Below are 21425 nucleotides of genomic sequence, written 5' to 3'. Positions count from 1 at the left end.
GCCAGCCGTTGGGCAGGAAGATCAGCACCACCAGCGCGCCCAGCACCGCCGCGGCAAAGCCGCCGAAGATCAGGGGCATGGCGCTGCTGCCCGCGGGCGGCGGCGGAGGCGGTGGCGGCAGGGGTGCAGGCGTCGGTTCCGGCTCGGCGGGCGTCACGGGCTCCGCGTCGGGCTCGGCGGCTTCGGGTTCGGCCGGGGCGGGCTGAGGTTCCTCCCCCACCGGGGCCGGGGGCTCGGGGTCCGAGACGGCCGGGTCCAGCGCGAACGGCGCGGGGTCCGCGACCTCGGGATCCGTGCCCTCGGCGGGCGGGACTTCCGGCAGGGGTTCGGGCGTCGGGGGTTCGGGATCGGTGACCGCGGCGTGTTCGGGCTGCTTGGACGAGGAGTCCGGGCTTTCGGCCTCCGCCTGACCGGGGCTTCCGGCGGCGATCTCGGCCTCGTCAATCGGCGTGGCTTTGCCGCCGTCCTTGGGCGTCCTGGTGCGGTTGCTGGTCTTGCGGGCCATCGGAACCTCCCCGTCACCGGTTCAAACGTCAGAGCCGCCCGGAAATTCGGGCGCTTCCCTGTTACTTAGCTCGCCCCCTGCCCGGTCTCAACCCGCCGGGGCATTCTGCGACAACGCATCCGCCACGGCGCGCAGCATGGCGCCGCCCTCCGGCGCCTCGGCGACAATTGCCCGGGCGGCGAACGGATCGGGCAAAGCCGCCCGCGCCGCCGGGCTGATGACCACCGGCAACAGGTCCGGCAGCGCCAGAACACCGGGCTGCCGCCCCAAGGCCGCCGCCGCCCGGGGCGAAAAGAGCGGCGCCACGATCCGCCGGTCCCCGGGCAACAGATCCGCAGGCAGCGGCAGCGCCCGGGCCTCGTAAAGCGCCACGCCGTCGATCTCGAGGCCGGGCACCGCCCCGGCGATCTGCCGCGCCAGATGCCGCCCATGGGCATGGACCAGCCGTCCCGCCGGGGGGTCGGCGTTGAGAAGCGCCAGCAAGGACACGGCATCGCCCCCGGCCACGTGCGGCAGGAAGCCAGCCCGCGCCGCCGCCCGCGCCGTGGCAGGTCCGACGCACCAGGCAGGCAGGGGCGGAAGCGGCGGCAGGAAAGGCACGGCATTGGCCGAGGTGAGCACCAGCCCCGCCGCGCCCTCGAACACCGCGGGATCGAAGGGCAGGCCCACCACCTCGGACAAGGGCGCGATCAGCGCCTCATGCGGCGGGCAGGCGGCCGCGGCCTCGGCGGCGAAGCGGCGGGCCTGCGGCAGCGGGCGGGTGATCAGCAGGATCGGCGGGCGGGTCATGGACAAACGGGCCTTGGGGTCAGCCGCACCCTACCCCCCGGCCCGGGGCGCCCGCAACCGCAAGCCGCCCCGGCGCGGGGTCAGATCCCCAGATAGCGCTGCTCGATCTCGGGGGTGATCGCCGTGGTGGCGCCGGTCCAGACGGCGCGGCCCCGTTCCAGCACCACGCAGCGGTCGGCGATGGGTTTCAGCTCCTTCACCGTCTTGTCGACGATCAGGATCGACTGGCCCTGCGCCTTCAGCCGAGCGATGGCGGCCCAGATCTCGGCCCGGATCACCGGCGCCAGCCCCTCGGTCGCCTCATCGAGGATCAGCAGCCGCGGGTTGGTCATCAGCGCCCGGCCGATGGCCAGCATCTGCTGCTCGCCGCCCGAGAGGGTCGAGGCCTGCTGGTTCGACCGCTCAGCCAGCCGCGGGAAGAAGGCGCGCACCGTCTCCAGTGTCCATTGGCCCGGGCGGGCGGCGGCGATCAGGTTCTCGGTCACGGTGAGCGTGGCGAAACAGCGCCGCCCCTCGGGCACGAGGCCGATCCCCAGCCGCGCTGCCTGGAAGGAGGGAAGCGCGGTGATGTCCTTTCCGTCGAAGCGCACACTTCCCTTGGCGACCGGCTGCATCCGGCAGAGCGCGCGGATCGTCGTCGATTTGCCCATGCCGTTGCGGCCCATCAGGGCCACGGCCTCGCCGGGCTGGATCGTCAGATCCATGCCAAACAATGCCTGCGAGGCGCCATAGAACACCTCGATCCCCTCGACCTCGGCCAGCGCGGTCATTCGGAATCCCCCAGATAGGCCTCGCGCACGGCGGGATCGTTGCGGATCTCCTCGACCGAGCCCGAGGCGATGATGCGACCATAGACCAGCACGCTCAGCCGGTCGGCCAGCGCGAAGACCGCGTCCATGTCGTGTTCGATCAGCAGGATCGGCGCCTGTTGCTTGAGGCTGCGCAGGAAGTCGACCAGCGCGCCCACGCCCTCGGCCCCCATGCCCGCCATCGGCTCGTCCAGCAGGAAGCAGGCCGGTTCCAGCGCCAGCGCCACGGCGATCTCCAGAAGCCGCCGCTCGCCGTGGCTCAGCTCGGCCGAGGGCACGCTGGCGCGTCCGGCAAGGCCCACCTTGGTCAGGATCGCCTCGGCCTCGTCCCGCAGGCGGCGGTCACGCATCACCGGCTTGAGGAAGCGGAAGGAATGGCCCTGCCGCGCCTGCAGCCCCAGCATGACGTTGCGCCGCGCCGAATATTCCGGGATCAGCGAGGAGATCTGGAAACTCCGCCCCAGCCCCAGCCGCGCCCGCTGCGCGACGCTGAGGCCGGTGATGTCGCGGCCCTTGAAGGTGATCGTCCCGGCATCGGGCGCGATCCGCCCGGAGATCTGGCCGATCAGCGTGGATTTCCCGGCTCCGTTCGGCCCGATCAGCGCGTGGATCTCACCCGGCATCAGGGTCAGCGACACGTCGTCGGTGGCTTTCAGCGCGCCGAAGCTCTTGGACAGGTGCGAAAGGCTCAGAACCGGGTCAGCCAAGGCGCTCCCTCCCCGCGATCAGGGTGACGATCCCGCCGCGCGCAAAGAGCACGGTCAGCAGCAGGACAAGGCCCAGCCAGAGGCGCCAATGCTCGGTCATGCCGCCGAAGATCACCTCGAACCCGACCAGCACCGCCGCGCCCGCGACCGGCCCGAACAGGCGCCCGGTGCCGCCCAGGATGATGATGACGATCAGCTCGCCCGACATGGTCCAGGCCATCGCCGCCGGGCTGGCGAAGCGCGAAAGGTCCGCCATCAGAGCGCCCGCAAGCCCGGTGATCATCGCCGAGATGACGAAGGCCGCCAGCTTGATCCCGAAGGGCGAGATGCCGACCGCCGCCACCCGGTCCGGGTTCTGCCGGATCGCCATCAGCGCCGCCCCGAAGCGCGAGGCCCGCATCAGCGCGAAGGCGCCGATTGCCAGCATCAAGAGGCACCAGCAAAGGATGAACAGGTTCCAGGGCCGCATCGTGTTGAGGCCGGGGAAAGTGTTCCTGACGTAGATCGGCAAGCCATCCTCGCCGCCATAGGTCGGCCAGGAGATGGCGAAGTAATAGACCATCTGCGCGAAGGCGAGCGTGATCATGATGAAGAAGATGCCCGAGGTGCGCAGGCTGAAGGCCCCGATCACCGCGGCCAGCAGCCCCGCCGCGATCATGGCGACGGGCCAGATGATCAGCATCTGGTTGGCCCCGGCGATGCCCAGGAACGTCTCGCCATTGAAGGCATGCTGCGCGGCGATCCCGGCGACATAGCCGCCGACGCCGAAATAGACCGCATGCCCGAACGAGACCATGCCACCCAGCCCCAGGGCGATGTTCAGCCCGACCGCGGCCAGGGCGAAGATGGCGATCCGGGTGAAGACGGTGATGGTGAAGGGCGAGCCCGCCCAATAGGCCCAGAGCGGCACCAGCAGCAGCCCGAGCGCCAGCACGGCATTGAGCGCATATTCTCGGCGTTTGTCAGGCATGGACGGGGAACAATCCCTTGGGCCGGATGACCAGAATGAGGGCCATCAGCAGATAGACGAGGATCGAGGCCAGCGCGGCACCGGCGCCCGAGGCCTTGCTGGGATCGAGGAACAGCGCGAAGACCTGCGGCAGCAGGAAGCGGCCCATCGTGTCGATGACCCCCACCAGAAGCGCGCCGACCATGGCGCCCCGGATGGACCCGATCCCGCCGATGACGATGACCACGAAGGCCAGGATCAGCACGGGTTCGCCCATGCCGACCTGCACCGATTGCACGGCGCCGACCAGCGCGCCCGCCAGCCCCGCCAGCGCCGCGCCCAGCGCGAAGACGACGGTATAGAGGGCGCGGATGTTGACGCCGAGGGCGGCGATCATCTCGCGGTCATTCTCGCCCGCGCGGATGCGGATGCCGAGCCGCGTGCGGCCGATCAGCAGCCACAGCCCCAGCGCCACACCGATCCCGGCAACGATCAGCGCCAGCCGGTAAAGCGGATAGGGCGTGAGGCCCAGATCCACGGTCCCCGTCAGCAGCGGCGGCACGTCAAGGTAAAGCGGGAAGGGCCCGAACAGGATCTTGGTCCCCTCGGAGAGGATCAGGATCAGCGCGAAGGTCGCCAGCACCTGATCGAGGTGATCGCGCGTATAGAGGCGGCGCATCACCGTCACCTCGATCAGCGCGCCCGCGGCGGCGGCGGCGGCCATCCCGGCGGCAAGGCCCAGCCAGAAATTGCCGGTCAGCCCGGCGGCGGCGGCACAGAAGAAGGCGCCGATCATGAAAAGCGAGCCATGCGCCAGGTTGATGAGCCCCATCACCCCGAAGACCAGCGTCAGACCCGCGGACATGAGAAACAGCATCAGCCCGAATTGCAGGCCGTTCAGGAATTGTTCGAAAAGAAGAGCGGCTGTCACGTTACCCCCCGGACCGGCCGAATGGATGGGAGGGGCGCGGGCTCGGGCCGCGCGCCCCTCGCGGGGGTCATTCCATCGCGCAGTCGGCGGCGTAGACGTCCTGATGGTCCTCGAAGGCGGTGCCGACGATCCGGTTGGTCAGCACTCCATCGACCGAGACGACCTCACGGGCGTAGTAGTTCTGGATCGGATGCTGGTTGTTGCCGAAGCGGAAGCTGCCACGCACCGAGTCGAAATCGGCCGCGCGCATGGCGGTGCGGAACGCGTCGAGGTCCGAGATATCCGCCGCGGCCAGGGCCGAGAGGATCAGGTTGGCCGTGTCGAAGCTCTGCGCCGCATAGACCGAGGGCAGGCGGCCATAGGCCTCCTGGAAGGCGGCGACAAAGGCCACGTTCGCCTCGTTGTCCATGTCGGGCGACCATTCGGCGGTGTTGATCACGCCAAGTGCCGCATCGCCCACCGCCGGCAGCACGTCCTGGCTGAAGGTGAAGGCGGCCGAGATGATCGGCAGGTCGACGCCCGATTGCGCGTATTGGCGCATGAAGCTGATGCCCATGCCACCCGGCTCGAAGATGAAGATCGAATCGGCACCCGAGGCGCGGATCTGCGCGATTTCAGCCGCGAAATCGGTCTGGCCCAGCTGGGTATAGACCTCACCGGCCAGGGTGCCCTGGAAATAGCGCTTGAAGCCGGTCAGCGCATCGACCCCGGCCGGGTAGTTCGGCGCCATGATGAAGGCGTTCTGGTAGCCCAGCGTATTGGCGTATTGACCCGCCGCCTCGTGCATCGTGTCGTTCTGATAGGCGGCGTTGAAATAGTTCGGCGTGCAACCCGCACCGGCCAGCGCCGAGGGACCGGCGTTCGGCGAGACATAGATGACGTCCTGCGCCGTGACGGCGGGCACCACGGCCATGGCGAGGTTCGACCAGATGATCCCGGTCAGGATCTGCGCGCCTTCGGACTGGATCATGCGGTCGGCGATCTGCACCGCGTTTTCGGGGCGCTGGCCGTCATCCTCGACCACCAGATGGATCGCATCCGACCCGTTCATCTGCAGCGCCAGCTCGAAAGCGTCGCGCACATCGACGCCCAGCCCGGCACCGCCACCCGAGAGCGTGGTGATCAGGCCCACAGTGACCGGGTCGGCCTGGGCCACGCCCGCGCCCAGCGCCAGCACCGACGCGCAGGCCAGCGCATTCTTGCGAAACTTCATATCGACAACTCCCTGTGTGATGGCGGCCGTTCTGCGCGGCCTGATAGAGCGAGACTACCGGTCAAACCGCATTCCGCAAGCATTATTTTAAGCCTAAAACACCTTGCGGGAGGGAGGGAGCGGTCAAGCCGAGGCAGCAGGCAGGCTCAGGGAGGGACGCGGCAGCCGCTGCAAATGTTGGAAGCAGAAAAGAAAACGGGCTCGACGATCACTCGCCAAGCCCTTGAATTCTTTTGGTGGAGCCAAGGGGAGTCGAACCCCTGACCTCTTGAATGCCATTCAAGCGCTCTCCCAACTGAGCTATGGCCCCACCGAGGTGCCGCCGTTCCCGGCTGCGAGGCGGGGTTTAGGGCCTGCCGAGAGAGAGATCAAGGGGAAAAATACACGCGCTCGCGAAAGCCTGAAAACACTCCCGCCCGGCACCCCCCATGGCCATGGAAAAGGGGCGGACACCCATGGTGCCCGCCCCCGACCGGCCCGTTGCGGGGCCGCGAATCTCAGCTTTCGTCGTCGCCTTCGCCGGCGACGTCGCCGAGTTCGTCGAACGACACGGTATCGTCGTCCTCGTCCTCGAGCAGTTCGTCGTCCGCATCCACCGCGACATCATCGTCATCGTCCAGAAGCACGTCATCCGTGTCCAGATCGGCGGTGGCGCTGACCTTCGCCTTGGCCGTTTCAGCAGCCATGGAGACCGAACCCTTGCGGCCGGGCAGGTCGATCGGCACGACCTCGCCGGTGTAGGGGCTGATCACCGGAGTCTTGTTCAGGTCGTAAAAACGCTTGCCGGTCGTCGGGCACAGGCGCTTCACACCCCATTCTTCCTTGGGCATAGACGGTCCTTCCCATGCTTGGATCGACGCCCGTTGCCATAGTTGGATTGCCTTGTCAAAGCCTTTCCTGTTTGGTGTCGCCGACCCCGCCGAGGCCCGCCGATGACAAAAGACCCCGAGACGATCTCCCTGCCCGGCCCCATGCCCGGCGATCCGCCCCTCGCCGTCCGGCTGCGCCGCTCGGCCCGGGCGCGGCGCGTCTCGCTCAAGGTGTCGCGGCTGGACGGGGCGGTGACGCTGACCCTGCCCGCCCGCGCCCCCCTGCGCGGCGCGCTCGACTTCCTGGAGGAGCGGCGCGACTGGCTCTCGGCGGCGGTGGCGGGGCTGGAGGGGCCGCTTGCGGTGGCGCCCGGCCTCGTGCTGCCGGTCGAGGGGCAGGGCCTGACCCTGACCCCCGCGGCGGTCCGCGCGGCCCGAATCGAGGGCGAGGCGCTGCTGGTGCCCGCCGGGCGGCCCGCGGCGGCGGCGCTCGCCTTCCTCAAGCTCAGGGCGCGGGACCGGCTGGCGCAGCGGGTGGCGCGGCACAGCGCGGCGCTGGGGCGCCCGGCGGGCAAGCTGACGCTGCGCGACACGCGCTCGCGCTGGGGGTCCTGCACGGCCTCGGGCGATCTGATGTTCAACTGGCGCCTGATTCTGGCGCCGCCGCCGATCCTGGATTACGTGGCGGCGCATGAGGTGGCGCATCTGGCGCAGATGAACCATTCGCCTGCCTTCTGGGCCGAGGTCGCGCGACTTTTCCCCGCCCATCGCGAGGCGCGGCGCTGGCTGAAGGCCGAAGGCGCGGCGTTGCACCGCTATCGCTTCGGCCCGGCTTGAGTCGCCGCCGCTTTTGTGATCACGCTGATCCATGTCTTCCTCGCGCCCCCTGCCGGACCCTTCGACCCTGTCGGCGCATGATCGCGTCTACCGGACCCTGCGCGCGCAGGTCATGCATGGCGAGCTGCCGCCCGGCCACGCCCTGACCCTGCGCGGCATCGCCCGGGAATTCGGCGTCTCGATGACGCCCGCGCGCGAATCGATCCAGCGGCTGGTGGCCGAGGGGGCGCTGACCATGTCGGCCTCGGGCCGGGTGCAGACGCCCGAACTGGGCAACGAGCGGATCGAGGAGCTGGCCTCGATCCGGGCGCTGCTGGAGCCCGAGCTGGGCTCGCGCGCCCTGCCCCGCGCCCATTCGGCGCTGATCGACCGGATGGAGGCGATCAACGCCGCCAATACCGACGCGGTGGTCCGGCAGGATGCGGTGACCTATGTGCGCACCAATCTGGAATTCCACCGCACGCTCTACCTGCGCGCCCAATCCCCGGCGATGCTGGCCATGGTCGAGACGATCTGGCTGCAACTCGGCCCCACCATGCGGGCGCTTTACGGCCGCCTCCGGCGCAACACGCCGCCGCCGCATCACCGGATGATCATCGCCGCGCTGAAGGCGGGGGACGAGCCCGGGCTCAGGCTGGCGATCCGCACCGATGTCACGCAGGGGCTCAGGCATCTCACGCAATAATCGGTGAGCAGGCACCGAGCCTGTAGACAGCCTGCCCCGCGCGTTGAAAAATGCCCTCATGCTGGCGCGTCTGATCCTCCTCCTGACCCTTCTCGCCGCCGCGCCTGCCGCGGCCTGGACCGATGACGTGCGCTGCGTGCAAGAGCAGCTGGCGCAGGCCGGGCAGGATGCCGGACCCGCCGACGGTATCGTCGGGCCGCGCACCCTGGCCGCCCTGCAGAGCCTCACCGCCCGGGCCGGGGTCACCGGCGGGCATGCGCTGACCTCGGACACCGCGACCACTTGGTGCCGCAGGCTGGGTCAGGCGGTTCCCGCGCTCAGGGCGTTCTGGCCCTCGGCGACCAATGCGGTGGTGGTGCAGACCGGGGCCGGGGTCGATCCGGTGCTGGCGCGGCTGATTCGCGTCCGCCTGCCCGAGCTGCACCAGGAGGTCGCGACGCTGCTGGGCGTCGAGCTTTCGGGCACCGACCGGGTCTTCGTCGGCGCCGGGATCGACGAATTGCGGCAGATGATCACCAGCGACAACCGGCACCGGCCGATCGCCAATCTGGACGCCGTGCTCGAGGATCACTGCAACCCCAGCGGCCGCATCGGCGCCTTTGCCACGCCCGGGGTGATGGTGGTCTGCCTGCGCCCGAACACCCGGCTGCTGACCGATCTGGCCTATAGCACGCTGGTGTTCGTGCTCACCCACGAGGCGACGCATCTCGTGCAGTTCCAGCTCACCGGCCTGCCGGGCTCGGGTACCGCGGCCGATGGGCGGGTGCAGTTCGAGGGGCCGATGTGGCTGCTCGAAGGGCTGGCCGACGTGGTGGGCCATGCGCTGGGTGACCGGCTGGACCCGCTGGAGATCCGCGAACTGGGCGCGCGGCGCTATGCCGGGCGCAGCGTGCCCAGCCTGACGCGGCTGCAGACCCGTTCGGACCTGCTGTCGCGGCAGGACGATGTCTATCAGGCCGGGATGTGGGCCGCCTCGATGCTGATCGAGCGGGCGGGCTTTTCCGGGGCCGGGCGGCTCTTTTCGCTGATGGGCGAGGGGCAACCCTTCCCCGTGGCTTTCGCCGAAGTCTATGGCCGCAGCCTGGACACCTTCTACGCGGGCTTCACGGCCGGGCCCGGGCAGCCCCCGCGCCCGGTCAAGGGCTGAGGCCTCAGCCGGTCCGCTTGCCGCTGGCGCTGTTGAAGGGATGCAGCGCCTCAAGGGGCGCGTGCAGCACCACCGCTGCGCCTTCGGTCACCTCGGGCAGACCCGGCACGCGGACGGTGATCGGCTGGGCATTGCCGTCGAGGGTCACGTAGATATGGCTCTCGGCCCCGGCAGGCTCCAGCAGCGCCACCGTCCCCTGCAGCGCCATCGCCGGACCCTCGCCGGGGGTCAGCGACAGGTCGTCCGGGCGCACCCCCACCAGATCGGTGCCCGCGGGCAGCGCCGAAGGCGCGGCGCCCCGGTCGCGCAGATAGGCCATGTCGATCATGTTCATGGCGGGCGAGCCGATGAAGCCCGCGACAAAGACCGTTCCCGGCCGCCGATACAGCTCCATCGGCGTGCCCACCTGTTCGATCTGCCCGCCGTTCAGCACCACCAGCCGGTCGGCCAGCGTCAGCGCCTCCAGCTGGTCGTGGGTGACATAAAGGGACGTGGTGCCCAGCCGCTTTTGCAATTGCCGGATCTCGACCCGCATCTGCACCCGGAGCTTGGCGTCGAGGTTCGAGAGCGGCTCGTCGAACAGAAAGGCCGCCGGTTCGCGCACCAGCGCCCGGCCCATGGCCACCCGCTGCCGCTGCCCGCCCGACAGGGCGCGTGGCTTGCGGTCGAGGTAATCGGCGATCTGCAGCATGCCCGCGGCTTCCTGCACCCTCCGGTCGATCTCGGGCTTCGGCACGCCCTTGTTCCTGAGCCCATAGGCCAGATTGTTGTAGACCGTCATATGCGGGTAAAGCGCGTAGTTCTGGAACACCATGGCGATGTCGCGGTCGGCGGGTTCAAGCTGGTTCACCACCCGCTCGCCGATGGTCAGCGTGCCGCCGGTGATCGTCTCCAGCCCCGCCACCATGCGCAAGAGCGTGGACTTGCCGCAGCCCGAGGGGCCGACGAGCACGATCATCTCGCCATCGGCGATGTCCAGGCTGATGCCGGTGACGGCCTTGACGCCGCCGGGATAGACCTTGTGCAGGTCGTCCATCACGATGCGGGCCATCGTTATTTCTCCGTCTCGACCAGGCCCTTCACGAAGAGCCGTTGCATGAAAAGAATGACCAGGATCGGCGGCAGCGCGGCCATCACCACGGTCGCCATCACCAGATGCCAAAGGGGCTCGCTGTCGCCGCCGGTGACCATGCGCTGGATGCCCATGACCACGGTGTAATACCGCTCGTCATTGGTCACCAAGAGCGGCCAGAGGTATTGGTTCCAGCCATAGATGAACATGATGACGAACATCGCCGCGATATTGGTGATGCTGAGCGGCAGCAGGATGTCCTTGAAGAACTTCATCGGCCCGGCGCCGTCGACGCGCGCCGCTTCCAGCATCTCCTCGGGCACGGTCATGAAGAACTGCCGGAAGAGGAAGGTCGCGGTGGCCGAGGCGATGAGCGGGATGGAAAGCCCGGCGTAGCTGTTCAGCATGTTCAGATTGGCCACCACCGCATAGGTCGGCACGATCCGCACCTCGACCGGCAGCATCAGGGTCAGGAAGATGACCCAGAAGAAGAAGATGCGGAACCGGAAGCGGAAATAGACGATGGCGAAGGCCGAGAGCAGCGAGATGGCGATCTTGCCGACCGCGATCATCATCGCCATGACGAAGCTGTTCCACAGCATGAGCCCGATGGGCGGGGCCCCGGCCTGGGCCCGGCCCTCGAAGATCACCGTGCGGTAATTCTCGATCGCGTGCGAACCCGGCAGCAGCGGCATGACGCCCTGCAGGAAGGTCCCCGGCGCATGGGTCGAGGCGATCACCGCGACATAGACCGGGAAGACCACGGCGGCGACGCCGAGGATCAGGATGAGATGGGCAAGCAGGCTGCCGAAGCGGTCGTTCTCTACCATGGCATGCCCCTCAATAATTCACGCGCCGCTCGATGAAGCGGAACTGCACCACGGTCAGGACCACGACGATGCCCATCAGGATCACCGATTGCGCGGCCGAGGCACCGAGGTTGCCGTTGACGAAGCCGTCGCGGAAGACGTTGTAGACGAGGATATTGGTGGCCTGCGCCGGTCCGCCCTCGGTCGTGGCGTGGATCACGCCGAAGGTGTCGAACATCGCATAGACCACGTTCACCACCATCAGGAAGAAGGTCGTGGGCGACAGCAGCGGGAAAACGATGGTCCAGAACCGCTTGGTCCGGCTGGCACCGTCGATGGCCGCGGCTTCGAGCAGGCTTTGCGGGATGGATTGCAGCCCGGCCAGGAAGAACAGGAAATTATAGCTGATCTGCTTCCAGGCGGCGGCGAGGACCACGAGGATCATGGCATCTTTGCCATCGAGCCGATGGTTCCAGTCATAGCCGAAGCCCTCGAGCATATAGGGCACGATGCCGACCGAAGTGTTGAACATGAACCACCAGAGCACACCGGCGATGGCCGGGGCCACGGCATAGGGCCAGACGAGGAAGGTCGTGTACCACTCGCGCGAGCGCAGCATCCGGTTCACCATGACGGCGAAAAGCAGCGACAGCGACATCGCCAGAAGCGTCGTGGAAATGGCGAAGATCGCCGTGGTCTTCATCGAGGCGAGGTAGAGCGGATTGTCGAAGAGGCGCTCGAAATTGCGAAACCACACGAAGGTGGTGCGCAGGCCGAAAGCATCCTGGCGCAGCATCGACTGCCAGAGCGCCTGGCTGGCGGGCCAGATGAAGAAGACCAGCGTGATCAGCACCTGCGGCGCCAGCAGCGCATAGGGCAGCCAGCGGCTGGAAAAGGTCATGCGTTTGGTTTGCACCGCTGGCCTCCGGTAGGCGTAGGATGGGCAATATTGCCCATCCTACAGGTCGTTCTGGGTCAGATCACTGCAGCGAGGATTCGAACTCGCGCAGCAGCTCGTTGCCACGGCGGACCACGTTGTCAGCCGCTTGCTGGGCGGTGATCGTGCCCATCAGCATGGCTTCCATCTCTTCCGAGACGACATCGCGGACCTGCAGGTAATTGCCGAAGCGCAGGCCGCGCGAATTCTCGGTCGGCGGGTTCAGGTTCATCTGCCGGATCGACACGTCCGCACCCGGGTTGGCGTCGTAATAGCCCTGCTCTTGCGAGAGTTCATAGGCCGCCTGGGTGATCGGCAGATAGCCGGTCGACTGGTGCCACCAGGCCTGCTGTTCCGGGGTCGACAGGAAGGCGAAGAACTGCGCGACGCCTTCGTAATCGGCCTCGTCATGGCCCGACAGCGTCCAGAGCGTGGCGCCGCCGATGATCGAGTTCTGCGGCGCGCCCTCGACATCGTCGTAATAGGGCAGCATCGAATAACCGACCTGGAAGTTGGCATTGGCCATGACGCCCGCGCGCCCGGCCGAGCTTTCCATCATCATCGCGCATTCGGCCGAGTAGAAGGTCGGGCCCGCGTCGGGACCGTCGTTGCCGCCCGCCCATTTGAAGATGCCGTTCGCCTGCCAGCGGGCGAGGTTCTCCCAGTGGCGGACCAGCGGCGCCTGCTGGTTGAGGACCAGTTCCGCGTCGAAGCCGGCAAAGCCGTTCTGCTCGGTGCCCAGCGGCAGGTTATGCAGCGCCAGGAAGTTCTCCATCTGGATCCAGGACGGCCAGCGGGTGGTGAAACCGCAGGGCGCGGCGCCCGAATCGATGATCTGCTGCGAGAATTGCTCGACCTCGGCCCAGGTGGTCGGCGCGACCTCGGGGTCGAGACCGGCCGCCGCGAACACGTCCTTGTTGTAGTACAGGATCGGCGTCGACGAGTTGAACGGGAAGGACAGCATGTTGCCATCGGGATCGGTGTAATAGCCGACCACGGTCGGGATGTATTCCTGCGGGTCGAAGTGAACGTCATGGGCCGCCATGAGTTCATAGATCGGGATGATCGCGCCTTCGGCGGCCATCATCGTGCCGGTGCCGACCTCGAAGACCTGCAGGATATGCGGCTGCTCACCGGCGCGGAAAGCGGCGATGGCGGCGTTCATCGCCTCGGAATAGGTGCCGCGGTAGCTGGGCACGATCACATAGTCGGATTGCGAGGCGTTGAAGTCGGTCGCGATCTGGCCGACCAGCTCGCCCAGGCGGCCGCTCATGGCGTGCCACCACTGGATTTCCGTCTGGGCCGAAGCGGCGGCAGGCGCCACGAGGGCCAGGGCCGTCGCGGCCATCAGGCTATGTTTGAACATCAGGGATCCCCCCATTGATTGGTCTGGTTACGCGCAAGGCTGCGAAACTGCTCCCCACGGTTCCGCGGGCGCGAATTTCTGCACTTTGCTGCGATATTATTCGTTTGTGAAGAGTTCATGTCAGAACGCGAAAAATTTTCGCGGTTCGGGCGAGGGTGCGGCGAGGATCCCGTCGATGCCAAAACAAAGGGCGCGGTCCCCGGGGGGCCGCGCCTTTGTCAGGAATTCCGGGGCCTTCAGCCCTGATAATGCCCGGTGGGGCCGGCGACAAAGCGCAGGCCGCGCGGCCCCCAATGCGGCCAGGCCAGAAGGTCGGACATGGTGACAGGTTGCAGCCCCTGCGCCAGGATCCCGTCCAGCGCCGCAGGCACGGCGCGAATCGTCGGGCCGTGGATGTCATGGGCCAGGATCACCGCGCCGGGCCGCGCGCCGCGCACCATCCGGTCGGCCACGACCGAAACCCCGGGCCGCCGCCAATCCTGCGGATCGACCGACCAGACCACCGAGGTCAGGTTGCGCTGGTCGAAGAGCATGCGCATCTGCTGGTGGCTGAACGAGCCATAGGGCGGGCGCATCGTCACCGGCACCGCACCGACCGTGTCCCAGACGATCTGCTGGGTGCGGTCGACCTCCCGCAGCACATTACCGTCGCCCAGGCGCGACAGCACCGGATGGGTGAAGGTGTGGTTGCCGATCTCGTGCCCCTCGGCGACGATGCGGCGCATGATCTCAGGGTAACGCCGGGCGTTCTGGCCGATGACATAGAAGGTCGCCTTGGCGCGGTACTGCGCCAGGATGTCCAGCAGCCAGGGCGTGTTCTGCGGATGCGGCCCGTCGTCGAAGGTCAGCGCCACCCGCGGACGGCTGGTCTGCACGGCGGTCAGTGACACCGTATCATGGGTCCGCGCCAGCGCCGGCATCGGCCTGGTCGGAACGGCCGGCACGCTTTGCGCGACGGCATGCGAAACGAAACCGGCTTGCGCGACCCCGGCAAGGGTCAGCGCACCGGCTCCGGACATCAGCGTCCGGCGGTTGATTTTGATCACACTGTCCCCCGACAGTTGTGTTGGCAGCTGACTCGACTCCTATGTCTTTCAACAGCATGTGGAAAAGTCGAAACGCGCCCGGCGCTGCCCGTGTCTTGTGGAATGAGGCAGGAAAACCACAAGTTATGGGGATTCGGCGCATGGCCCCCCTGAGTCCTGTTGCCGCAAGGCCACTGGCAAACGATCGGCGGCGCTCCGCCGATGGGGCGGACTCGCCCGGGGGGAGAGTGATCCGGCCCGGCGCAGGGCGAATCACCCCTGGTTCAAATCTTGTCCCGCAGGGAAAACCACAGCATCGCCGCCACCATCAGCGGCCAGCGCAGGCTGGCACCGCCGGGGAATTGCGGGCTGGGCACGCTGGCCATGACGTCGAACCGCTCGGCCTGACCGGCCAGAGCCTCGGCCATCAGCTTGCCCGCCAGCGTCGCCATCGCCACCCCATGCCCCGAGAACCCGGCCGCGCTGAGCACATTCCCCGCCAGACGGGTGACATGCGGCATGCGGTTGAAGGCGATGCCCAGCGTCCCGCCCCAGGCATGGGTGATCTCGATCCCCTTGAGCTGAGGGAAGATCTCTTCCATCGGCTTCCTGACCTTGGCGGCAATGTCGGCCGGGAAGCGGTAGCCATAGGATTCGCCGCCGCCGAACAGCAGGCGGTTGTCGTCGGAAAACCGGAAGTAATTGATGACGAATTTCGAATCCGCCACCGCGTGATCGGCGCTCATCACCGCGGCGCGCTCGGCCTCGGTCATCGGCCTGGTCGCGGCGATGAAATTGTTGATCGGCATCACGCGCGAGGAAATCTCGGGCTCCAGCCGCCCGGCATAGCCGTTGAGCCCCAGCGCCACGTAGCGCGCGGTGATCGTCGCCCGCTCGGTCATCACCCGGGCCGGATCGCCCTTGGTCAAAGCGGTAACGCGCGAGCCCTCGTGGATCCGCACCCCCGCCGCCGCACAGGCTCGCGCCAGCCCCAGGGCATAGCGCAGCGGATGCAGATGCCCGCCGCCCATGTCGATATCGCCGCCAAGATAGACGGGCGAGGCCACCAGCCCCTGCAATTGCGCCCGGTCCAGCGGCCGGATCTGGTGGTAATCGTAGTCGCGCGCCAGCTTCTCGGCATAGGCGTGGAACTCCGCCACATAGCGCTCGCGATGCGCGGCATGGATGATGCCCGGGGCATAGCCCGCGTCGGGCGCATACTTCTCGGCCAGCGCCCGGGTCAGCGCCACCGATTCCAGCGACAGATCCCACAGCGCCCGCGCCGGTCCCTTGCCGACCATCCCCTCCAGCGTGTCCTGATCCAGCCGCTGGCCGGTGCCGACCTGCCCGCCGTTCCGCCCCGAGGCGCCGAAACCCACCCGCTGCGCCTCCAGGAGGATGACGTCATAGCCACGCTCGGCCAGATGCAGCGCGGTCGACAGCCCGGTGAACCCGCCCCCCACCACGCAGACATCGCAGGACAGCGCCCCCTCCGCCGCCGGGAAGGGAGGCAGGGGCTGCGCGGTCTCGGCGTACCAGCTGGCGGGATAGGTGCCGGGCCGGTCGTTGGCGGTCAACAGGTCCATCAGACGGCTTTCTGCAACAGCCCCTCGGCTTTCAGCTGGACATAGGCCTCGTCCAGCGCCTTGGTCGCGCGGTCGATCAGGATGTCGATCTCGGCGGGCGTGATGACCAGCGGCGGGGCGATGATCATGCGGTCATAGACATGGCGCATGATGACATTGTTGGCGAAACAGCGCTCGCGGGTGATGAAGCCGGCCGTCCCGGCCTCCGAGGCAAAGCGCACCCGCTCGCCCTTGACCGGGGTCAGCGCCAGCGAGCCCATGAGGCCCACGAGCGTCGTCTCGCCGACCAGCGGGTGATCGCCCAGCGCATGCCAGCGCTCGGCCAGATGCGGGTGGGCCACGTCGCGGACATGCTCGACAACGCCCTCCTCCTCCATGATGCGCAGGTTCTCCAGCGCGATGGCGGCGGCGACCGGATGGCCGGAATAGGTATAGCCGTGGTTGAATTCATCGGCGGCGATAGTCGCCGCCACCTCGTCGCAGACGATGGAGCCCCCGATCGGCGCGTAGCCGGACGACAGACCCTTGGCGATGGTCATGATATGCGGCTTGATCCCGAAAGTCTGGCTGCCGAACCAGTTGCCAGTGCGGCCGAAGCCGGTGATGACCTCATCGGCGATGAGCAGGATCCCGTATTTGTCGACGATGCGCTGGATCTCGGGCCAATAGGTCGAGGGCGGCACGATCACGCCGCCCGCGCCCTGAATCGGCTCGGCGATGAAGGCCGCGACCTTCTCGGGCCCGATCTCCAGGATCTTGTCCTCCAGCGCCCGGGCCCGGGCGATCCCGAATTCCTCGGGCGTCATCTCGCCGCCCTCCAGATACCAATAGGGCTGGTCGATATGGACGATGCCGGGGATGGGCAGCATCCCCTGCTCGTGCATCGAGACCATGCCGCCGAGGCTGGCGCCGCCCATGGTCGAGCCGTGGTAGCCGTTCTTGCGGGCGATGATGACCTGCCGCTGGGGCTGTTCCTTCAGGGTCCAGTAATGGCGGACGAGGCGGATGTTGGTGTCATTCGCCTCCGACCCCGAGCCTGCGAAGAACACATGATTCAGATCGCCCGGCGCCAGTTCGGCGATGCGGGCGGCCAGCGCGATGGCGGGCACATGCGAGGTCTGGAAGAAGGTGTTGTAATAGGGGAGTTCCCGGATCTGGCGGGCGGCGGCCTCGGCGATTTCCTCGCGGGCATAGCCGATGTTGACGCACCAGAGCCCGGCCATGCCGTCGATGATCTCCTCGCCCTCGCTGTCCTTCAGCCAGACGCCCTTGGCCTGGGTGATGATCCGCGCGCCCTTCCTGGCCAGTTTGTCGTTGGTGGTGAAGGGATGCATGTGATGCGCGGCGTCCAGCGCCTGCAGCTCGGCGGTGGGCAGATGGTTGGTGATCGGACGCATGGCGGGAACCTCCTTCGGCCCGGTCAACCCGGGGATTCGCCGCAGGATACGCAAGCGGGCCGCGGGCCGCAACGCGATTTGATCAAATTATTGCCCCCCGAAGCAGCCGCCCGACCGCTGCGCCCCCGGGGGTTTTCCACCCCCGGACCCCCGGAGGATATTTGCAGAACAAAGATGATGGTTAACGCAACGCTAATCGGCGTCTTTGTTCTGCAAATATCCCGGGGGCTCCGGGGGGCTGGCCCTCCGGGGCCGCCCCGGGCGCCGCGTCAGGACCCGAGGAGATCCGCCTGAACCCGCTCGATCCCCTGCCGGATATCGGCCTCGATCGCCGCCGCCAGCCCCGCGGCATCGCCCGCCCGCATCGCCGCCACCGCCTCCTTGTGGCGGTCCGGGCCGATCTCGCCCTCGGCGTTCATCACCACCCGGAGCGAGGGCGCGAAACGCAGCCAGAGCGACTGGGTCAGCGCGGTCAGGATCGGCGCCTCGGCCACCTCGTAGAGCGCGAAATGGAAGCGGTAGTTCCCCGCCAGATAGCCCGGCACATCACCCTCGGCGAGGGCGCGGTCGATCACGCGGTCCAGCGCCTCGAGCCGGTCGATGGTTGCGGGCCCCAGCCGGGGCAGGGCCAGCGCCGCCAGCCGCGGTTCCAGCGCGAGGCGGGCGAAGGCCAGTTCATCCGCCTGCGAGGCGCCCAGACGCGGGACCGAGACGCGGCGGTTTTCGTGCAGCGTCAGCGCGCCCTCGGCGGTCAGGCGGCGGATCGCCTCGCGCACCGGGGTCATGCCCGCGCCCAGCGCCGCGGTGATGCCCTGGATCGTCACCTTCTGCCCCGGCTCCAGCTGGCCGAACATCACCATGTCGCGCAGCCGCCGGTAGGTCGCCTCGTGTTCGGGCACCTTGCCCGGGGCCGAACCGGGGGCCGGGGCGGAGACAGGATCGCCGGGAATGTCGCTCGATGCCATGGGGACCGGGATAATCTGATCAAATCCACGCATAGCCGATCCCCCGCCGCCTGCCTAGCGCCTTGCGTCCCCGCGCCCAAGGGCAGAGGCGATCACTCGGGATAGGTGGCCTGGCACTGCGCCCGGGCGCGCTGCGCCTGCGCCTCGGCCTGCGCCAGCTGGCGCTCCAGCAGCGCGATCCGTTCGCGTTCAAAGGCGGGGTTGATGCGGTGGCGAACCTCCTGCGGGCCGTCGTCCCAACGCATGCAGGGCCGGGGACCGGCGGGCCCGGGGCAGAAGCCCGGCCCGAACTGGGGCGCCGAGACCAGCTCGACCGAGAAACCCCGCTGCAGGTTGAGGCGCCGCGTCTCGATCTCACGGCTGATGGCGCGCTGGTCCTGATCGGCCTCGATCAGGCAGTTCTGCAGGGGCGAACATCCGGCCAGCACGGCCATGGTGCCCGCGATCAGGAAAAATCTGTGCATCCCGTCCTCCTGGTGTCGGGTCGTTTATTCCACTTCGCGCGCCTCGCCCGCCAGCATGATCGGAATGCCGTTGCGGATCGGAAAGGCCAGATGCGCGGTCTGCGAGATCAGCTCCTGCGCCGCGGCATCATAGGTGAGCCGCCCCTGGGTCACCGGGCAGACCAGCGCCTCCAGCATGTGGCGCTCGGCGCGTTCCTCGTCGCTCATTGCATCACCTCTCCGTTCTCACCGCTGGCGCGCAGCGCGAATTCCATCAGCGTGACCAGCGTCTCGCGCCGGGTGGCGAGCGACGGCGCCTCGAGCAGGGCCTGCCGTTCCTCGGGCTGGAAGGGGCAGAGCATCGACAGGGCATTGACCAGCAGCTCGTCATCGGCGCCCTTCAGGCTCGACCATTCGGTCGAGAGCGAGACGGCGGCAAAATAGCGCCCCAGCAGGTCCATGAAGGCCTCGCGGTCCAGGAGCGGATCGCTTTCCGCCGGTCCCAGATCGCGCTGGAAGCCGTCCCATTGGACCTTCGCCCGGCGGTAGGGGAAGGTGCCCGGCAAGACTTCCTCGCCCAGCCGGAAACGGCTGACCCCGGTCAGGGTGATCATGTAGCGCCCGTCCTCGGTTTCCGAGAAGGCGGTCAGGCGGCCGGCGCAGCCGATGGCATGCAGGCGGTCGCCGCCCCCGGCCGGGGTCGGCCGCGGCTGGATCATGCCGATCAGCCGCAGCCGGCTCGCCATGCAATCCTCGAGCATCGACAGATAGCGCGGCTCGAAGATATGCAGCGGCAGCTTGGCCCGCGGCAGCAGCAGCGCCCCCGGCAGGGGAAACAGCGCGATGGCGTCAGGAAGGTCGGTCGCTTTCAGCATGGTCCTGACATAGTGCGCGAAGCCCCTCAGGCAAAGATCATCGACGACAGGCGGCGGCGGCCCTTCACGGCCAGCGGGTCGGTCGGTTTCAGCGCCTCGAAAATGGTGAAGAGCTGGGTCTTGGCGGCGCCCTCGTTCCACTCGCGGTCGCGGCGGAAGAGTTCCAGCAATTCGTCGATGGCACCGGCCACATCGCCCTTGGCATGCAGCGCCTGCGCCAGGTCGAACCGTGCCTGATGATCGGCGGGATTGGCGGCGAGAACCGCGCGCAGCTCATCGACCGGGCCCGCGTTCTGGGCCTGCCGCGCCAGCGCCAGCTGGGCGCGCGCGGCTTCGATTTCCTGCGCCTTGGCGATCCCAGCCGGGGCATTGTTCAAGAGCGCCTCGGCCTGATCCAGCGCACCCGCCGCGATCTGCGCCCGGGCCAGACCGCCCAGCGCGCGGGCGTTCTCGGGCTCCTCGGCCAGAACGGCGGCGAAAACCTCGGCGGCATCGGTTGCCGCGCCCTCGGCCAGCATCGCCTCGGCCTCGTCCAGCGCGGCTGCGAGCCCCTCGTCCTCGCCGACCAGCGCCACCAGCTTGTCGACGAATTTCTTCAGATCCGAGGCCGGCAGCGCGCCCTGGAAGGCATCGACCGGGCGCCCCTGGAAGAAGGCATAGACCGTGGGGATCGACTGGATGCGCAGCTGGGCGGCGATCTGCTGGTTCTCGTCGACGTTGATCTTGACCATCCGCACCTTGCCCTTGGCGGCGGTGACGGCGGCTTCAAGGGCCGGGCCCAGCGTCTTGCAGGGGCCGCACCAGGGCGCCCAGAAATCGACGATGACGGGGACCTCCTGGCTGGCGTCCACCACATCAGCCATGAAACTGGCCTCGCTCGTGTCCTTGATCCATTGCCCCTTGGCGGGCGCGGCGTCGATATTGCCCAGCATGGCTTCCTCTCGGTTCCGGCGTTGCCCCCTATATGCGACTACACAGGCCGCGTTCCAAGGGGCAAGTTCTGGACAAGCCGGACCGAAGGCGCCACCGTCGCGCGCATGACCACGCTTCTGACCTTCGGCGATTCCAACACCTACCGCACCCCGTCGATGGCGGTGCGGGCCAGCGCGCGACGGTCAGCCCGGTCGACGGCGTTCACCTGACGCCCGGGGCCGTGCCGCGCTGGCAAGGGCGGTGGCGGAGCGGCTGAGCGAGCGTTGAACGCCTGCGAGACCGGCATGGGCTAACCCCATGACCGCGCGCCCATGGCGAGCCCCGGGGGTTTTCCACCCCCGGACCCCCGGAGGATATTTTCAGCACGAAGATGATGGTTAAGGATCTGCTAATCGCGCCCCCTGCGCGCCCCCGATCCGGGTTTTCTGGCACATTCCACGGCGCGGGCGACCTCCTCGCGCGCATCCGTCGCCGGGAGGGAGACCCGGCGCTCACAGGTCACTAACCAACATCTTCGTTCTTCAAATATCCTCGGGGGGTGAATTGGCCGCAGGCCAAGAGGGGGGCAGAAAGCCCCCCTACCCCGCCGCCCGCCCCGCGGCACGGCCCGAGAACAGGCACCCGCCCAGAAACGTC

At 68.0% G+C, this 21425-nt stretch carries 22 protein-coding genes, 1 tRNA gene and 1 pseudogene; 3 read left to right on the top strand and 21 right to left on the bottom strand.

What is annotated here, in order from left to right:
• The 9 genes and pseudogenes from VDQ18_RS14975 to VDQ18_RS14935 all read right to left on the bottom strand — a co-directional run.
• Window positions 1-505 (bottom strand): annotated as a pseudogene (locus VDQ18_RS14975) (hypothetical protein); the annotation flags it as partial.
• Window positions 506-592: 87 nt separating this feature from the next.
• A complete protein-coding gene (locus tag VDQ18_RS14970) occupies window positions 593-1294 on the bottom strand; it encodes a uroporphyrinogen-III synthase (RefSeq protein ID WP_323021720.1) in 702 nt (233 codons plus the stop codon).
• An 80-nt stretch (window positions 1295-1374) separates the two neighbouring features.
• Window positions 1375-2064 carry an ABC transporter ATP-binding protein gene (locus VDQ18_RS14965; RefSeq protein ID WP_323021719.1) on the bottom strand — a complete coding sequence of 230 codons (690 nt, stop codon included), beginning with the start codon at window positions 2062-2064 and terminating at the stop codon, window positions 1375-1377.
• Window positions 2061-2810 (bottom strand): ABC transporter ATP-binding protein, encoded by a 750-nt coding sequence (locus tag VDQ18_RS14960; RefSeq protein WP_323021718.1) that lies wholly within the window; start codon window positions 2808-2810, stop codon window positions 2061-2063. Before VDQ18_RS14960 ends, VDQ18_RS14965 begins: the two co-directional genes overlap by 4 nt.
• Entirely contained in the window at window positions 2803-3780 is a 978-nt protein-coding gene (locus VDQ18_RS14955) for a branched-chain amino acid ABC transporter permease (RefSeq protein ID WP_323021717.1), read from the bottom strand. The genes VDQ18_RS14960 and VDQ18_RS14955 overlap by 8 nt, the downstream gene beginning before the upstream one ends.
• Window positions 3773-4690, bottom strand: coding sequence for a branched-chain amino acid ABC transporter permease (locus VDQ18_RS14950; RefSeq protein ID WP_107752457.1), 918 nt, complete (start codon window positions 4688-4690; stop codon window positions 3773-3775). Before VDQ18_RS14950 ends, VDQ18_RS14955 begins: the two co-directional genes overlap by 8 nt.
• Before the next feature lie 67 nt (window positions 4691-4757).
• Window positions 4758-5903, bottom strand: coding sequence for an ABC transporter substrate-binding protein (locus VDQ18_RS14945; RefSeq protein ID WP_323021716.1), 1146 nt, complete (start codon window positions 5901-5903; stop codon window positions 4758-4760).
• 234 nt (window positions 5904-6137) lie between these two features.
• Window positions 6138-6213 (bottom strand) — tRNA-Ala (locus VDQ18_RS14940).
• A gap of 187 nt (window positions 6214-6400) precedes the next feature.
• On the bottom strand, window positions 6401-6733 hold the full coding sequence (locus VDQ18_RS14935) for a TIGR02300 family protein (protein WP_323021715.1): 333 nt from the start codon (window positions 6731-6733) through the stop codon (window positions 6401-6403).
• A gap of 102 nt (window positions 6734-6835) precedes the next feature.
• Between VDQ18_RS14935 and VDQ18_RS14930 the strand changes: the two genes are divergently transcribed.
• From VDQ18_RS14930 to VDQ18_RS14920, 3 genes are read left to right on the top strand one after another with little or no spacing between them, the layout of a single operon-like run.
• Window positions 6836-7549, top strand: coding sequence for a SprT family zinc-dependent metalloprotease (locus tag VDQ18_RS14930; protein ID WP_323021714.1), 714 nt, complete (start codon window positions 6836-6838; stop codon window positions 7547-7549).
• A gap of 31 nt (window positions 7550-7580) precedes the next feature.
• The gene (locus tag VDQ18_RS14925; RefSeq protein WP_323021713.1) at window positions 7581-8234 is read left to right on the top strand and encodes a GntR family transcriptional regulator; all 654 of its coding nucleotides are present in this window, start codon (window positions 7581-7583) and stop codon (window positions 8232-8234) included.
• A gap of 58 nt (window positions 8235-8292) precedes the next feature.
• On the top strand, window positions 8293-9381 hold the full coding sequence (locus VDQ18_RS14920; RefSeq protein WP_323021712.1) for a peptidoglycan-binding domain-containing protein: 1089 nt from the start codon (window positions 8293-8295) through the stop codon (window positions 9379-9381).
• 4 nt (window positions 9382-9385) lie between these two features.
• Here VDQ18_RS14920 and ugpC read toward each other — a convergent pair whose 3' ends face one another.
• From ugpC to trxA, 12 genes are all read right to left on the bottom strand, one after another.
• Window positions 9386-10432, bottom strand: a complete 1047-nt coding sequence (gene ugpC / locus VDQ18_RS14915; protein ID WP_323021711.1) for a sn-glycerol-3-phosphate ABC transporter ATP-binding protein UgpC — start codon at window positions 10430-10432, stop codon at window positions 9386-9388.
• Between the two features lie 2 nt (window positions 10433-10434).
• A complete protein-coding gene (gene ugpE, locus VDQ18_RS14910; RefSeq protein WP_323021710.1) occupies window positions 10435-11283 on the bottom strand; it encodes a sn-glycerol-3-phosphate ABC transporter permease UgpE in 849 nt (282 codons plus the stop codon).
• A 10-nt stretch (window positions 11284-11293) separates the two neighbouring features.
• Window positions 11294-12178: a sn-glycerol-3-phosphate ABC transporter permease UgpA gene (gene ugpA / locus VDQ18_RS14905; RefSeq protein ID WP_323021709.1), complete on the bottom strand. Its 885-nt coding sequence runs from the start codon at window positions 12176-12178 to the stop codon at window positions 11294-11296.
• A 64-nt stretch (window positions 12179-12242) separates the two neighbouring features.
• Window positions 12243-13565 carry a sn-glycerol-3-phosphate ABC transporter substrate-binding protein UgpB gene (gene ugpB, locus VDQ18_RS14900; protein ID WP_323021708.1) on the bottom strand — a complete coding sequence of 441 codons (1323 nt, stop codon included), beginning with the start codon at window positions 13563-13565 and terminating at the stop codon, window positions 12243-12245.
• 236 nt (window positions 13566-13801) lie between these two features.
• Window positions 13802-14611: a polysaccharide deacetylase family protein gene (locus VDQ18_RS14895; protein WP_323021707.1), complete on the bottom strand. Its 810-nt coding sequence runs from the start codon at window positions 14609-14611 to the stop codon at window positions 13802-13804.
• Between the two features lie 263 nt (window positions 14612-14874).
• The gene (locus VDQ18_RS14890; protein ID WP_323021706.1) at window positions 14875-16176 is read right to left on the bottom strand and encodes an FAD-binding oxidoreductase; all 1302 of its coding nucleotides are present in this window, start codon (window positions 16174-16176) and stop codon (window positions 14875-14877) included.
• Window positions 16176-17573 (bottom strand): aspartate aminotransferase family protein, encoded by a 1398-nt coding sequence (locus VDQ18_RS14885; protein WP_323021705.1) that lies wholly within the window; start codon window positions 17571-17573, stop codon window positions 16176-16178. The genes VDQ18_RS14890 and VDQ18_RS14885 overlap by 1 nt, the downstream gene beginning before the upstream one ends.
• Before the next feature lie 269 nt (window positions 17574-17842).
• Window positions 17843-18538: a GntR family transcriptional regulator gene (locus VDQ18_RS14880; RefSeq protein WP_323021704.1), complete on the bottom strand. Its 696-nt coding sequence runs from the start codon at window positions 18536-18538 to the stop codon at window positions 17843-17845.
• 92 nt (window positions 18539-18630) lie between these two features.
• A complete protein-coding gene (locus tag VDQ18_RS14875; RefSeq protein WP_323021703.1) occupies window positions 18631-19002 on the bottom strand; it encodes a hypothetical protein in 372 nt (123 codons plus the stop codon).
• Between the two features lie 24 nt (window positions 19003-19026).
• Complete coding sequence (locus VDQ18_RS14870; RefSeq protein WP_323021702.1) at window positions 19027-19209, bottom strand: Trm112 family protein; 183 nt, start codon at window positions 19207-19209, stop codon at window positions 19027-19029.
• Window positions 19206-19856 (bottom strand): LON peptidase substrate-binding domain-containing protein, encoded by a 651-nt coding sequence (locus tag VDQ18_RS14865; RefSeq protein ID WP_323021701.1) that lies wholly within the window; start codon window positions 19854-19856, stop codon window positions 19206-19208. The genes VDQ18_RS14870 and VDQ18_RS14865 overlap by 4 nt, the downstream gene beginning before the upstream one ends.
• A gap of 26 nt (window positions 19857-19882) precedes the next feature.
• Window positions 19883-20788, bottom strand: coding sequence for a thioredoxin (gene trxA, locus VDQ18_RS14860; protein ID WP_323021700.1), 906 nt, complete (start codon window positions 20786-20788; stop codon window positions 19883-19885).
• Between the last annotated feature and the right edge of the window lie 637 nt (window positions 20789-21425).

It is taken from the genome of Pararhodobacter sp., assembly GCF_034676075.1.
GTDB lineage: Bacteria > Pseudomonadota > Alphaproteobacteria > Rhodobacterales > Rhodobacteraceae > Pararhodobacter.
This window is presented reverse-complemented; position numbering and strand designations above follow the sequence as displayed.

Excerpts from the sequence above, each read along its gene's own strand:
- VDQ18_RS14970 (WP_323021720.1), bottom strand. The coding sequence starts at position 1,294 with ATGACCCGCCCGCCGATCCTGCTGATCACCCGCCCGCTGCCGCAGGCC.
- VDQ18_RS14965 (WP_323021719.1), bottom strand. The coding sequence starts at position 2,064 with ATGACCGCGCTGGCCGAGGTCGAGGGGATCGAGGTGTTCTATGGCGCC.
- VDQ18_RS14955 (WP_323021717.1), bottom strand. The coding sequence starts at position 3,780 with ATGCCTGACAAACGCCGAGAATATGCGCTCAATGCCGTGCTGGCGCTC.
- VDQ18_RS14945 (WP_323021716.1), bottom strand. The coding sequence starts at position 5,903 with ATGAAGTTTCGCAAGAATGCGCTGGCCTGCGCGTCGGTGCTGGCGCTG.
- VDQ18_RS14935 (WP_323021715.1), bottom strand. The coding sequence starts at position 6,733 with ATGCCCAAGGAAGAATGGGGTGTGAAGCGCCTGTGCCCGACGACCGGC.
- VDQ18_RS14930 (WP_323021714.1), top strand. The coding sequence starts at position 6,836 with ATGACAAAAGACCCCGAGACGATCTCCCTGCCCGGCCCCATGCCCGGC.
- VDQ18_RS14925 (WP_323021713.1), top strand. The coding sequence starts at position 7,581 with ATGTCTTCCTCGCGCCCCCTGCCGGACCCTTCGACCCTGTCGGCGCAT.
- VDQ18_RS14920 (WP_323021712.1), top strand. The coding sequence starts at position 8,293 with ATGCTGGCGCGTCTGATCCTCCTCCTGACCCTTCTCGCCGCCGCGCCT.
- ugpC (WP_323021711.1), bottom strand. The coding sequence starts at position 10,432 with ATGGCCCGCATCGTGATGGACGACCTGCACAAGGTCTATCCCGGCGGC.
- ugpE (WP_323021710.1), bottom strand. The coding sequence starts at position 11,283 with ATGGTAGAGAACGACCGCTTCGGCAGCCTGCTTGCCCATCTCATCCTG.
- ugpB (WP_323021708.1), bottom strand. The coding sequence starts at position 13,565 with ATGTTCAAACATAGCCTGATGGCCGCGACGGCCCTGGCCCTCGTGGCG.
- VDQ18_RS14890 (WP_323021706.1), bottom strand. The coding sequence starts at position 16,176 with ATGGACCTGTTGACCGCCAACGACCGGCCCGGCACCTATCCCGCCAGC.
- VDQ18_RS14885 (WP_323021705.1), bottom strand. The coding sequence starts at position 17,573 with ATGCGTCCGATCACCAACCATCTGCCCACCGCCGAGCTGCAGGCGCTG.
- VDQ18_RS14880 (WP_323021704.1), bottom strand. The coding sequence starts at position 18,538 with ATGGCATCGAGCGACATTCCCGGCGATCCTGTCTCCGCCCCGGCCCCC.
- VDQ18_RS14875 (WP_323021703.1), bottom strand. The coding sequence starts at position 19,002 with ATGCACAGATTTTTCCTGATCGCGGGCACCATGGCCGTGCTGGCCGGA.
- VDQ18_RS14870 (WP_323021702.1), bottom strand. The coding sequence starts at position 19,209 with ATGAGCGACGAGGAACGCGCCGAGCGCCACATGCTGGAGGCGCTGGTC.
- VDQ18_RS14865 (WP_323021701.1), bottom strand. The coding sequence starts at position 19,856 with ATGCTGAAAGCGACCGACCTTCCTGACGCCATCGCGCTGTTTCCCCTG.
- trxA (WP_323021700.1), bottom strand. The coding sequence starts at position 20,788 with ATGCTGGGCAATATCGACGCCGCGCCCGCCAAGGGGCAATGGATCAAG.